The following is a 13,263-nucleotide window of genomic DNA, read 5'->3' on the forward strand; positions in this document are numbered from 1 at the left end:
TGAGGTAATTGCTACCGCATCAATGGACGCCGTCTCATCTGGAAGACCAACAAAAGATTTCAGGCTTGATGCCTGAGCTGGGATTTGGAATCGCCCCGAAGCAGAGCTCAGGAGCGATTCACGATTACTGTCCTAGACGGGCAAGCTCAGGTGAAGCAAGGGGAAGGGGCGACCCTCGCCATCAAGCGGAGAGCGACCTGTTTGAACAAACCCGTAATGTAAGTAGAACCCTACCGCTTCGGGGTTCTGCTCATTCACGTCAACACTCATCTGTTGGCGCGAGCTCCGGGCATGATCCAATAGCGCGCGACCAATACCTTTCCCTCGCAGATCAGGCTCGATGAAGAGCATCTCGACGTGGTTTTCATTGAGCCCAATAAAGCCTAACGGCGAGTCCTCCGTATCCACCGCAACCCATAACTCAACAGCGGGTAGGTAGTTATCACGGAGCTGAGGAAGCAATTCCTCGATATCGGATTCTTGCAGGAAGTGATGAGTGGCGCGAACGGAGCGCTGCCAAATGTTGAGCAGCAGCGGATGGTCGGCGTTAGTAGCCTGACGAATGATCATAGAATCATCCTTAACACTTAATATCGGAAATGAGGCGCGCTAGCAGATAGCGACCGTAAAAGTGTCGGCAACTTGTATGACCGCTTCGCGAGTTAACGCCTGGGCGGTTCACGGCAGAGGTGGCCGGAAAGGAGGGAGGCCGGACGTTACTGGGGATGGGTTCGGGGTGTCAATAAAAATGACGGTTGGAATGTTACCGACAGCGTTGAACATACTGTTCGCTCTCGCAGGTTTGGATGCTGATGTCTGACCGGCTGCTTCTGGCGGGTAGCTGCCTCTGTCCAAGGGCCGCCATCGTCCCAAAAGAAATTCCTGTGCGAGCGGTATCAAGCTGCTTTTTGGCACCGAATGTCTCAACTACAAGTCGATAAAGCTTCGTGTCCTGCCCTGCAGTAGTTTGCGGCTGGGATGTAAAGCAAGAGTGCGCATTCATCATCGCCAGCCTCTTGGCCTTCCGTATCAACGTAAGTCTCGTTGATCACGGAGCGGACACCCTCGACGGCGGCCTTACCTCCTTAGCCCCTATGAGCTGGCCCGCCGGCCTGGCCTGAAAGCGCAGCCGGCTTTTCACTGCACGCCGCACTCAAGTTCCGATAATCCCGCCATCGTCCCGCGTGATCAGCACTGTCGAGGAGCGCGGCCGGGATCGGCCGTCGCTGGCTGGAAAGCTCAGCTCGGGGTGCTGCACGTTGATCCACATGGCGCGGTAGTCCGGGCTCCAGGTGATGCCGGTGATCTCGCAGCCGCGTGGGCCGACCAGGAAACGACGCACCTCGCGCGTGCGCGGATCGGCGCACAGCAGCTGGTTGGTACCCATGGCCTGCATCACCGGCTCATCGTCGCCATAGTCGGTCTGGATCCACAGGCGACCCTCGGCATCGAAGGCCAGGCCATCCGGCGAGGAAAACACATCGCCATCGATGGTGCCGGTCAGGTGCGCGGGCACCGGCTTGTCATCGGCATCGCGCGCGCCCTCCCGCTCGCCGGCAAGCAGGAATATCTCCCACTCGAAGCGCGTCGCCGCGGGGTCGCCGCCCGCCTCGTTCCAGCGCAGGATCTGCCCGTGCAGGTTCTGCGGCCGCGGGTTGGCCTTGTCGACCGCCACCTTGTCGCCGCGCTGATCGTTGTTGGTCAGGGTGACGTAAACCTCGCGCGTGCGCGGATGCACTGCCACCCATTCCGGGCGGTCCATGGGCGTGGCACCGAGCCGGTCGGCCGCGGCGCGTGCATTGAGCAGCACCTCAGCCTGGCTGGGGAAGCCGTTTTCCGCTGTCAGCCCGTTCTGCCCGTGAACCAGCGCCAACCACTGGCCGCTGCCGTCGGCATCGAAGCGCGCGACATAGAGCGTGCCCTCGTCGAGCAGCTGGCGGTTCTGCTGATCTGCGCCGGGCACGTAGCGACCGGCAGGCACGAACTTGTAGATGTACTCGCCGCGCGAGTCGTCGCCGGAATAGAAGGCCATGCGCCCATCCTCGCCCAGCGACAACACCGAACATTCGCGGCAGTACCGGCCCATGGCGGTTCGCTTGACCGGCTGCGACTGCGGGTCGAAGGGATCGATTTCCACCACCCAGCCGAAGCGGTTCGGCTCGTTGACATGGCTGCCGTGGGGTCGACTGGAATCGGGTGTGGCATCGAAGCGTTCATCGGCGCTTTCCCAGCCGTAGAGTTTGCTGCGTTCGCCGCCTGAAACGCCGTAGCGGACGTGGGCGGCTCGTGAAGCCAGGTCTTCGGCATTGCGATTGAGAAAGTAGTTGTGCCAGTTTTCCTCGCAGGTCAGGTAGGTGCCCCAGGGCGTGAAGCCGCTGGAACAGTTGTTCAGGGTGCCGATGATGCGCGTCCCGCTCGGATCGGAGGCGGTTTTGAGCAGTTCGTGGCCGGTCAACGGACCGGCGACCGCCATCGGGGTCAGTGCGCTGATGCGTCGGTTGTAGTGCGACGGATACACCCGCTGCCACTGGCCGGCGGCATCCTTGCGCACCTCGATGATGCTGACGCCGTGGGCGGCCTGTTCCTTGCGCACTTCGGCCAGCGGCCGGCGACCGTCCACCAGGCTCATGCCGTCGGGATGCAGCGGCGGGTTGACGTACTCGTGGTTGATCGCCAGCAGGCCGTGCTCGTCGGGCGCCTCGGGGAAAGGGAAGAAATGCATGCCGTCGTGGTTGTCGCCGGCCTGCAGCAGTTGCGCCTGCCAGTCGTCGCTGGCGTCGGGTTGCCACTGCGGCGCGTCGTTCTCCACCGGGTCGCCCCAGGAAAAGAACACCCGGGCGCGATAGCCCGGCGGCACCTGCACGCTGTCGAAAGTCGGGTCCAACTGCGCCGGAACGGATTCGAAGCCCAGCAGCGTGCTGCGTGCCGCAACCGCACCGCAGGCGGACAGCCCACCGCCGAGAAAAGCCACGCCCGCAAGGCCTAGGCCACCCTTGAGCAGCCCGCGTCGGCTGCGGTCGACCACCTCGCTCAGGTTCGGTTGGCGGCTCGGGTTGATCGACTGGTCGTCGAGCGCCGCGAGGGAGGCGTGAAAGTCGCGAAAATCCTGCTTCATGTCGATTGGAGTCCTCAACGCATCATTCGATGCGGTAGTGAAAGGTGTTCTGTACGCCCCGCACCGTCACGGCCTGGCCGTCGACGATGCGCGGGCGGTAGCGAAAACGCTTGGCCGCATCGAGCGAGGGGCGGATGAACAGCGGGTGACACTGGCCCGCCACCTGCGGCGACACCACGCGGCCGTTCGGGTCGACGTCGTAGCTGACCGTGCACTCGCCCTGCACACCCGAATCCAGCGCGCGCTGCGGATACACCGGCGGCGTCTTGGCGATGGGCAGGTACTGCCGGTCCGCGGCGGCGGCGGCCTCGCGCCGTGCCTGTTCCGCAGCGGCAGCCCGGGCTCGTTCGGCTTCGAGCTGGCGCGGGGCTTCGGCTGCGCGCTCGGCTTCCCGGGCCAGGCGCAATTGTTCGGCCTCGCGTGCCTGGCGTTCGCGCTCGGCGGCTTCGCGTTGCTGGCGCAGCTTCTGTTGACGCGCCGCTTCGGCGGCCCGTTCCTGCTCGGCCCGCTTGAACGCCAGTTCGGCTTCGGTCGGTGGAGCGGGCTCGGATTGGACCACCGGCTCCGGCACGACAGGCTCGGGCGGCGGTTCGATCGGTGCTTCAGGCTGGACGTGCGGCTCGACCGGCACCGGCAGGCTCAGCAGTTGGGTACGCAGGATCTGCGCGTTGCTCGGCGGCTCGAACGTCGGCGTCCAGCTGCTCAGCAGCACCGCGCCCAGCGCAACGTGCAGGCCGATCGCACCCAGCAGCGCCAGCCCCTGCGGGGCGCGGGACGGCGGCGTTGGTTCGCGCAGCAGCATGCCCTCCATCAGCGCCGCGTTCATGGCCGCCCTGCTCCCGGTGCCATCGTATCCGGCGCTTCGGTGATCAGCCCGAGGTTGACCACCCCACCCCGCTGCAACTCGGCGATGGCGGCCACCACGCGCCCGTAGTCGGCGGCCTCGTCGGCCCGCACGTAGACCTGGGCGTCGCCGTGCTCGGCGATGAGCGACTCGACCTTGGCCCGCATCTCGGCCAGCTCCACGGCAGAATCCTGTTGCTGCTCGATGTCGATCTCGCTGCCCAGGTTCCAGTAGAAGCTGCCGTCCGCCTTGACCGACAGGGTGAGCAGCTTGCGCTCGTTCTCCGTCGGCAACGCCTCGGCGGCGACCTTGGGCAGCTCGATGTTCACGCCCTGTACCAGCATCGGCGCGGTGACCATGAAGATCACCAGCAGCACCAGCATGACGTCGATGTAGGGCACCACGTTCATTTCCGCCTTGGGACCGTGCTTGCGCTGGGGCCTGACTAGCATGGGCTTTCTCCTCAGGCGGCCGCCACGGCGATGTTCGGTGCGCCGGCATGCAGGCGCGGCAACAGGCGGGCCTGCAGTTCGTTGGCGAAGGCGTAGTAGCGGCCGGCGAGCGCCTGCCCGCGAGCGGCGAAGCGGTTGTAGGCGATCACCGCCGGAATCGCCGCGAACAGGCCGATGGCTGTGGCGATCAGTGCTTCGGCGATGCCCGGTGCCACCGTGGCGAGGGTGACCTGCTGCACTTGGGCCAGGCCGAGGAAGGCGTTCATGATCCCCCAGACGGTGCCGAACAGGCCGATGTAGGGGCTCACCGAACCGATGGTGGCAAGCGCCTGCAGGCCGGTTTCCAGGCGCTCCTCCTGTTCGGCCACCGCCACGTAGAGGCTGCGATCCACGGCTTCGCCGAGCGTCTGCGGAGCAAGACCGGGCTGGCGCTGCAACTGACCGAAGACTTGGAAGCCCTCGCGGAAGATACGCTGCAACGCAGCCTCCGGCGACTGCGCCTGGCGTTCGGCGTCGCGCTGTAACTGGGCCAGATCACCGCTCTGGCGGAACTGGCGCAGGAACTCGCGCAGAAGGCGCTCGCTGCGCCTCAGCACGACGCTGCGCTGGATGATCAGATACCAGCTGGCCACCGAAGCCAGCACCAGGATCGCCATGACCGCCTGGACCACCACGCTGGCCTCGCTGACCAGCCCCCATATGGACATCTGTTCGACTGCATGTTGCATCGCTGTTTCCTCCTGCCCGGCCTGAGCAGCTGTATTGAATGACGACTGCGTTACCGGACGATGACTATTCGAGGCCCAGGGCATCGGCGACCGCCGCCCAGGACAGGTACTTGTAGTTCTGCGTCCCCTCGGGCATTCGCTTGCGCCCGTCCTGCACCACCAGCAGGCCCTGGTGCCAGGGGCCACCGAGGTTGGCCGAAGTGACCTCCAGGCCATCGGTTTCCGAGGCGCCGTCGATGCCGCGCGCGGCGTTGAGGCCGATACGAAACGCACCGCGCACCGCGTAGGGCGCCGTGGCATCCAGCACCACGTAGCTGTCGTTGCCCTGGCTGGAGATCACCAGGTAGTCGGCGCGCTCGCCGTGGTAGAGGGCCAACCCCTCGATATCGTCGTGCACGACCTCGCCCACGCCGATGACTTTCTCCAGGGTGGTCGGTGCGTTGGCGGCTGCGCCCAGCGTCCACACGGCAACGTCTTCCTCACCGATGAACAGCCGCTCGCGACGGTCGTCGGCGACGCAGCCTTCCGGCTGGCTGTCCACCTTGAAACGCCGCACCAGCTCGCCTTGGGCCTTGCCGCTGCGGCCATCGAGCCGGTACTGCAGGAAGCTGCCGTCCTTGTCGTTGGCGATGGCGTGGATGGCGCCCTGGCGATCCTTGAACAGGCAGAGCCCATAGATATCGGCGAGCGGCGTGGCGATCTGGCCGATGTCTTCCAAACGACCATTGGCCGGGTCGATGGCGAACAGATGCAGGCTGTTGCGATCACGGTTGCTCGCCACCGCCAGATCGACCTGGCGCTGGCCGAGGCGGAAGCCGTCGCGCACGTCAACGTTGTTCAGCCGTCCGGCGCGCAGGTCCTGCACCTGGCGGCCCTCCAGGTCGTACACCACCAGCCCGCCCTTCTTGTCGGTGCCCAGCACCCGGCTCGCGCCCGGTTCGCCGCGGTTGATCCAGATGGCCGGATCGTCGGCCGCATCGCCCAGGCTCGGCACAGGGCCGCTCTCGCCTTCGGCGGGCAGCAGCGGCAAGGGTTGCTTGCGCTCGAGCGGTCGTGGCACCCAATCAAGGGTGGCCTGACGACTGCCGGCGTCGTCGACCAGCAACAGCTCCAGCCCCTGGGGCGTGGCCCGTGCGCTGATCTGCTCGGGCTCGTCGAAGCCTTCCAGCGCCACCGCGCCCACGGCTTGCCAGCCATCCGCCTGCTCCTGGTAGAAGTGCAGCGCCGAGGCCTCGGCATCCAGCAGCAGCACGCCGCCAGGTACCAGCGCCATGCCTGCCGCGCCCTCCTCAAGGCCACCGAAGGGTGCGCGCAGGTCCACCGGCACCCGCTCCAGCGGCGCCTCGGCATCGGCGGGATAGGCCCAGAGGCCGACCGTTTCCTCGTTGACGAACAGCCGCGCGGTTTCATCGTCCACCTGACAATGGCCACTGGCGGGCGGCAGGCTCAGGCCGCGTACACGACGGGCCTCGCCCAGCAACTGGCCACCGTTACCCACCAGCCATTGTTCGCCGATGCCCTCTTCGCCGACGAGGAACAGAAAGTCGTTGCGACCAGCGTCGCGGAACAGGCACAGCCCTTCGATGGCGAAGGCGGTCCTGGGCAGGAACAGCGGCTCGCTCCACTGCCCGTCATTGTTCACGCCGACGAGCATCGCCTGCTGGCGTTTGCGCTCGACGGTCGCCAGCAGCAGGCCAGCGTCGCCTTCGCGCTGATCGAGGCCCTCGAAACGACCGGAGAGCTGGGTCAGGACCTGGCCGTTCCTGTCCAGTAGCCGCAAGCCGCGGCCGTCGAGTTCGACACGGTCGAAGGCGTTGGTGCGCAGCAGGCGTGCGGCCTCGACAGCAACGGGGGCGGAATCTGAGCTGGACAAGGCAGCGGGTGCATGAATCGCCGCGCGCTCGCCCGCGCTTTGGCAGGCGGCCAGGGCGATACAGGAGGCCAGCAGGAGTTTTCGTTGCAAGTGTGCGTACATGGGGTAGTCCAGTCAGCAGCCGCCAGCCGGCGCCTAGCAAAGGCGCACCGGGGCGGCATCGGGTCAGAAGTGGGTGAGCGTCAGGCCGAGCTTGTAGGTCGGGCCGTACTCTTCGTACTGGGCGTTGTAGCGCTGGCGCCCGGTGTATACGAAATAGGCTTCGTCGGTCAGGTTCAGCGCCTCGAAGGTCAGCTGCAGGTTCGGCGTGATGAAGTAACCGGCCTTGAAGTCGACGAACAGCTGCTCGTCGGCATACAGGTCGTGATCCGCATCGTCGACACCGGAGACTTCGGCCAGGTACTCGGACTTGTAGTTGGCCGCCAGGCGCATGTTGAAGCGATCGTTCGCCCAACCGACCATAAGGTTGCCGACGGTATCGGAGTGGTTCGGCAGGTCGATGCCGCGCTTGGCGCCCTGCCCTTCGATGTCCGCATCGGAGCGGCTGAAGGTAGCATTGGCACCCAGCAGCAGGCCGTTCCAGGGCGCGGGCAGCCAGTCGAATTTCTGCGAATAGGCCAGCTCGATGCCATAGAGGCTGGCGCTGCTGCCGTTCTCGTAGCTGAGCGCCTCGGAATAGCCGGCCCACTGCCCCGTACCGGCCAGGTCGGTGTTGTAGATGAAGTTGTCGATGTCCTTGTAGAACAGGAAGGCCGACACCGCGCCGGCCCGGCCCATGTAGTGCTCGATGCCCAGGTCGTAGTTCACCGATTCCAGTGGCTTGAGGTTCGGGTTGCCGAACTCCGCCTCGTCGCCTTCGATGACGAAGCCGGGCGCCAGCTGGCCGAAGGTCGGCCGCACCACGCTGTTGGTCCAGGCCGCGCGCAGCTGGGTGTCGGGGCTGAGCTGATAGCGCGCATGCAACCCAGGCAGCCAGTGATCGTAGCGCCGACTGCTGGAAATCGTTTCGAAGACGCCGTCGCGCACGCCGGTGCCCTTGGCGCTGAAGTCGGTGCCCTCGTAGCGCATGCCGACGATGAAGCGCCAGCGGTCCAGGTCCAGCGTATTCATCAGGTAGGCGGCATCGATGTCCTCGCGCATGCGGAAGTCGTTGATGCGCGACTGTTCCTCGTCGTAGAACTCGCCGGCGTCGAACCCGCCGATCAGGCCCTCTATACCCGATGCGCTGATGCCCGGGCCGAAGCGGCCAAGGCCGTAATCGACGCGCCCTGCCTGGAAATCGGCCAGGGTCAGGTCGTCGAAATCGTCGTAGACCCAGATTTCGCTGTCGTTGGACTTGTCGCGGCGGCTGAGCTTGCCGCCGAACTTGAGCTGAGCGGCGTAGCCCTGAATGTCGTAGTCGCGGGCCAGGTCCAGGCGGATGTTCTTCTCCCGGTCACGGGCGTCGCTCTTTTCCCACTCCACTTCGTCGAGCTCGAAACGGGATGGGTCGTAAAAACCCGACTCCACGGACAGCGTCGGCTTGCGCGTGCTGGAAAAGCCCGCGTCGCTGAAGTCGCCTTCGAAGACCGCACTGGCGATGCCGCCCGGGTTGCGCTCGCGCGATTCGCTGTAGCCGGCCTGGCCGCTCAGCGTCCACAGGCCGAGCATACGTTCGCCACCGAACACGTAGGACTGGACTGTCTGGGTGTCCTCGCGTGACTTGAGCTCGCGCCAGCCCTCGGCGTCGCCGCGCTCGCCGGCCTGCTGGGCGTCATCGAAGGCGACGCCGGCGGCGTTGCGCGTCTCGGTGTCCTTGAAGCGGCTGTAGAGCGTGCGCAGGTAAAGGCTGCTGAAATCGTCGGGCTTGTAGTCGAAGTTGAGGCCGAACCCGGTACGCTCACGGGTGATCTCGTAGTCGCGCTGTTCCAGCTCCTCGAGTCGCGCGCCGTCTTCGAAATCCCATTTTCCGCCGGTTTCGACGTTGTCCGAGCCGAAATCGCGCTCCTGCCAGCTCAGCGCCGCAGCGACGCCGAAGTTGTCGACGCCGTCCCCGAGGCTGAAACGATTGCTGAAGGCGCCGGAGAACTTCGGGCTCTGCTTGCCAACGTTCTCGTCATGACTGCCCTCGGCGCTGATGCTGTAGAACAGCCCGTCGTGGTCGAAGGCCGACAGGCTTTCCACTTCGATGGTGCCGCCCAGGGAGTTGGCGTCCATGTCCGGGGTGAGCGTCTTGACCACCGACAGCGACTGCACCAGCTCGGACGGCAGCACATCCAGCGCCACGGCACGACGGTCGCCTTCCGGCGCGGGCACCAGGGTGCCGTTGATGGTCACGCTGTTCAGGTCCGGGGCGATGCCGCGCACGCTGACGAAGCGGCCTTCGCCCTGGTCGCGCTCCACCGACAGGCCCGGTATGCGCTGCAGCGCCTCGGCCGCGTTGTCGTCCGGCAACTGGCCGATGCCATCGGCATGCACCACGCTTTTCACGCTGTCGGAACTGCGTTGCTCCTTGAGCGCCTTGTCGATGCTCACCGCCTGGCCGACCACCTCGACGTGCTCGACGCCAGGCTCCTGCGCCAGCGCTGCCGAGCTGGCCGCAACGGCCAGCGCCAGCAGGCTGATCCTGAATCGCTGATTTCGGTTCCGATGCCAATGAGCGCTCATCCCGTCCCCTCTGCGGAAATCCATCCGGGCCGATCCCGGAAACTGCAGCGGACGGTAGGCAGGGGGTATGGCAGTTCTGTGACAGCGCATGGGCAAGAGCCCCGAATCGGCGGCGTTACGGCCTGTTTTAGGTGGTTTTTGAGCCGAATTGACCCCGTCCGGGCCGACCCGGGCGATCGTCCCGGCGCGGCACCACGGTGCTCGGCGCGCTCGCGGGCCACCGAAAGGCTTCGAACGCCCCTTACAGCACGCAATCGAGCTGAGCCGAATTGACCCCCGACGCGCGTAACCCCACTGTCACACCGATCTGCTTAGGTGCCGGTTTCAACTGCCGACTGGCCCGGAACCGATGAAATCCTTCCTCAGACTGCACACCTGGCCCCTGGTGGGCCTCGCCATCGCCGCCAACCTCGGCCTGCAGCTCTACCTCGCCACCGGCGAGCTGAAAAGCTGGGCGCAAATCGACTGGATGGATGTCGCCGGCGAAGGCGGCTCGGCCGTGCTGGCGCTGGTCTGGCTGATCATGCTGCTGCGCAGCCGGCCGGCTGGTCGAGTGACCCGGCTGCTGGCGCTCGGGCTCGCCTGCATCTTCTTCTCCTGGTGGATGGATACGCTGGACGAGTTCGTCCAGCTGCCGCAGACGGTGGCCTGGGACAACTGGCTGGAGACGGCGCCGATGCCCATCGGCCTGCTGCTGCTCACGCTCGGCATCTATCACCTCAACCAGGAACAGCGCGCCATCAGCCAGCAGATGAGCAAACGCGAAAGGTTGTTTCGCGAACATCGCCTGTTCGACAAGGTGACGCCTCTGGGCGCCGCCGAATACCTGCGCCAGCAGATTCAGCGCGCGCTGGCAGAAGCCTGCGAGATGGAGCAGCCGCTGTCGCTCGTCGCCGTGGACCTGGACGACTTCGATGCCATCAACCGACGTTATGGCCAGGACGAAGGCGATGCCGTGCTGCAGGCTATCGCGCAACTGCTGATGCTCAATCTGCGCCGGCAGGATCTGCTGTGTCGCCTGGCGGGGGATCGCTTCGTCGCGGTGCTGCCCAACACCGGCGAGGCCCAGGCGCGGATGATCGCCGAAGAATTGCAGCAGGCGGTCGCCAGCCTGGCACACCGAACCGGGCGACACGGCGAACGCCTCTTCCTGCGCGCCAGCACCGCGACCGTCATGGCCCTGGAGGACGACCCCGAGCAGTTGCTCAGGCGCCTCAACCTGGGGCTGGCCCAGGCCAAACAGCGTCTGCCGCGTTGCGCCTGAGGAGCGGATCATGCTCATCGGCTACGAATGCGACACCCGCTTCATCGCGGCGCACCATCAGCCGGCCTTGCTGATCGACCTGGCGCTGTCGCGCGGGATCGATAGCCACAGGCTGCTGCGTGGCACCGGGCTCTTCTATGCCGATATCGCCGGCGGCCATGCAAAGCTTTGTCCCGAGCAGTTCGTCACGCTGATCGGCAACGCCAAACGCCTGCTGGATGCCGACGACAGCAGCTTCCTGTTCGGGCAAAGGCTTTTGCCCGGCCATTACGGCGAGGCCAGCCATACGCTGGAACACGCCTGCACGCTGCACCAGGCACTGGAGCGGCTGCAACGTTTCCGCGCGCTGCTCAGCCCGTTGTTGACGCCTCGGCTGCTGCTCGACGACAAGCAGGCGTACCTCTACTGGAGCGACAGTTGCGGTGCCGCGCATGCGCAGGTCTTCCTGGCCGAAGCCTGCATGACCGCCGTCGTCGCCATGAGCCGGCGGCTTTCGGCCGAGCGCCTGCCGTGGCGCTTTCATTTCAGCTACGCCAAGCCCCGCTACGTCGAGCAGTACTGGGTTCACCTGGGTGAGGATCTGACGTTCGACAGCCAGCTGACGATGATGAGCCTGCCGCTGGAATGGTTGCACCGGCCCTGGCCCAATGCATCCGCAACCGCCGGCCAGGTCGCCGAGCAGGCCAGCCAGGCGCTGCTGGCGAGCCATGGCTGGCCTGGCAGCTTCCTCGATCAGCTGTACGAATACCTGCAGGCCAATATCCGCACGCCGCTGAATCTGGAACGGGTCGCCCAGGCCTTCGGGATGAGCCCGGCCTCGCTCAAGCGCAAGCTGCAGAAGCACGGCACTCACTTCCAGGAGCAACTCGACCTGGTACGCAAGCACGTGGCGCTCTATCTGTACCAGGCCAGGGGCTATGGCAACGACGAGGTGGCGGCTTACCTGCGCTTCACGGACACCACCAACTTTCGCCGCTCCTTCAAGCGCTGGACCGGCGTTGTGCCGAGTGGGCTGCGCCATTGGCATTCGGTCGCCGGACGGTAGAACGCGGCAACTGGCAAGCCAGCCTCCGTGTCGTGGGCGGAATAAAGGAGAAACAATTCTTGTTCGGTTCTCTACCCGAACCCCGTGCAAGATTCAGTGCCGGACATCGGCGCCGCGCATGCTACATACCATGGGGATTGCCGATGTCTTTCTGCGGTCCCGAGCGGCCGGAATGAACGCGGCCGAGCGGCCGCTTGCCTACAAGGAGTCGATGTGTGAAGAAAGCCATGTCATCGCTGACGCTGATCGCCGGGCTTGCCCTGGTTCCAGCGCTACATGCCGAGCAGCGGCAGAGTTACGGTCCGCATCTCGAAGGGTTCGACTACCCACATCCCGTCAAGCGCCACGAATTTTCATCGCAACAGCAGCCATTGTTCATGGCGTACATGGATGTGCAACCGGAAGGCAAGGCCAACGGCCGCACGGTGCTACTCATGCACGGCAAGAACTTCTGCGCGGCCACTTGGGAGGCAACCATCGCAGTGCTCTCGCAGAATGGCTATCGCGTGATTGCCCCGGACCAGATCGGCTTCTGCAGTTCCAGCAAACCTGAGGGTTACCAGTTCAGCTTCGCCCAGCTCGCGCACAACACCCAGGGATTGTTGCAGTCGCTGGATATCGACAAGGTCACCGTTATCGGTCATTCCATGGGCGGCATGCTGGCCTCACGCTTCGCCCTCTCCTACTCACAGAACGTCGAGCAGCTGGTTCTGGTCAACCCCATCGGCCTGGAGGACTGGCAGGCCGAAGGCGTGCCCTATGCCACCATCGACCAGTTGTACGCGAACGAGCTGAAGACGGATTTCGAGAAGATAAAGGCCTACCAGCAGAAGTTTTACTACAACGGGCGCTGGAAGCCCGAGTACGACCGCTGGGTGAACATGCTCGCCGGGATGTATGCCGGAAATGGAAAGGAAATCGTCGCGCTGAACCAGGCGCAGACTTCCGAGATGCTCTTCACCCAACCGGTCATTCACGAGTTCGGCCAACTGAAGATGCCTACCTTGTTGCTGATCGGTGGCAAGGACCGCACCGCACCCGGCGCCAACCGCGCGCCGGAGCAGGTCGCGCAACGGCTGGGAAACTACCCCGAGCTGGGCCGAAAGGCTGAGCAGGCGATTCCCGGCGCCACCCTCGTGCCGTTTCCCGAACTGGGCCATTCACCCCAGGTAGAGGCCCCGGAGGTGTTCCACGAGGCCTTGCTGCGTGGCCTGAAAGAAGCTGACTGAGGTGAGCCCGGGCAGCTGTCCGACGCTTGGCCAGCCTGCCTCGCCGGCCTCCTGAGATTGCTGGCAA

General features: G+C 65.1%; 10 protein-coding genes. 3 read left to right on the forward strand and 7 right to left on the reverse strand.

What is annotated here, in order from left to right:
* Window positions 1-132 precede the first annotated feature (132 nt).
* From EA795_RS17620 to EA795_RS17650, 7 genes are all read right to left on the reverse strand, one after another.
* Entirely contained in the window at window positions 133-570 is a 438-nt protein-coding gene (locus tag EA795_RS17620) for an acetyltransferase (protein ID WP_122078695.1), read from the reverse strand.
* A 583-nt stretch (window positions 571-1,153) separates the two neighbouring features.
* On the reverse strand, window positions 1,154-3,115 hold the full coding sequence (locus EA795_RS17625; protein WP_122078697.1) for a PhoX family protein: 1,962 nt from the start codon (window positions 3,113-3,115) through the stop codon (window positions 1,154-1,156).
* A gap of 22 nt (window positions 3,116-3,137) precedes the next feature.
* Window positions 3,138-3,941, reverse strand: a complete 804-nt coding sequence (locus EA795_RS17630) for an energy transducer TonB (RefSeq protein WP_122078698.1) — start codon at window positions 3,939-3,941, stop codon at window positions 3,138-3,140.
* Entirely contained in the window at window positions 3,938-4,411 is a 474-nt protein-coding gene (gene tolR / locus EA795_RS17635; RefSeq protein ID WP_058075806.1) for a protein TolR, read from the reverse strand. The genes EA795_RS17630 and tolR overlap by 4 nt, the downstream gene beginning before the upstream one ends.
* An 11-nt stretch (window positions 4,412-4,422) precedes the next feature.
* Entirely contained in the window at window positions 4,423-5,139 is a 717-nt protein-coding gene (tolQ, locus tag EA795_RS17640; protein ID WP_014852616.1) for a protein TolQ, read from the reverse strand.
* Between the two features lie 64 nt (window positions 5,140-5,203).
* Window positions 5,204-7,114, reverse strand: coding sequence for a phytase (locus tag EA795_RS17645; RefSeq protein WP_122078700.1), 1,911 nt, complete (start codon window positions 7,112-7,114; stop codon window positions 5,204-5,206).
* 63 nt (window positions 7,115-7,177) lie between these two features.
* The gene (locus EA795_RS17650; RefSeq protein ID WP_122078701.1) at window positions 7,178-9,658 is read right to left on the reverse strand and encodes a TonB-dependent receptor; all 2,481 of its coding nucleotides are present in this window, start codon (window positions 9,656-9,658) and stop codon (window positions 7,178-7,180) included.
* 349 nt (window positions 9,659-10,007) lie between these two features.
* On the opposite strand from EA795_RS17650, the gene EA795_RS17655 reads away from it, so the two are divergent.
* The 3 genes from EA795_RS17655 (at window position 10,008) to EA795_RS17665 (ending at window position 13,196) form a co-directional block, all read left to right on the forward strand.
* Entirely contained in the window at window positions 10,008-10,922 is a 915-nt protein-coding gene (locus EA795_RS17655; RefSeq protein ID WP_122078703.1) for a GGDEF domain-containing protein, read from the forward strand.
* Between the two features lie 10 nt (window positions 10,923-10,932).
* On the forward strand, window positions 10,933-11,967 hold the full coding sequence (locus tag EA795_RS17660) for an AraC family transcriptional regulator (RefSeq protein ID WP_122078704.1): 1,035 nt from the start codon (window positions 10,933-10,935) through the stop codon (window positions 11,965-11,967).
* Window positions 11,968-12,182: 215 nt separating this feature from the next.
* Window positions 12,183-13,196 carry an alpha/beta fold hydrolase gene (locus EA795_RS17665; protein ID WP_122078706.1) on the forward strand — a complete coding sequence of 338 codons (1,014 nt, stop codon included), beginning with the start codon at window positions 12,183-12,185 and terminating at the stop codon, window positions 13,194-13,196.
* Window positions 13,197-13,263: the final 67 nt, after the last annotated feature.

Origin of the sequence: Stutzerimonas nitrititolerans (assembly GCF_003696285.1) — a bacterium.
GTDB classification, from domain to species: Bacteria; Pseudomonadota; Gammaproteobacteria; order Pseudomonadales; family Pseudomonadaceae; genus Stutzerimonas; species Stutzerimonas nitrititolerans.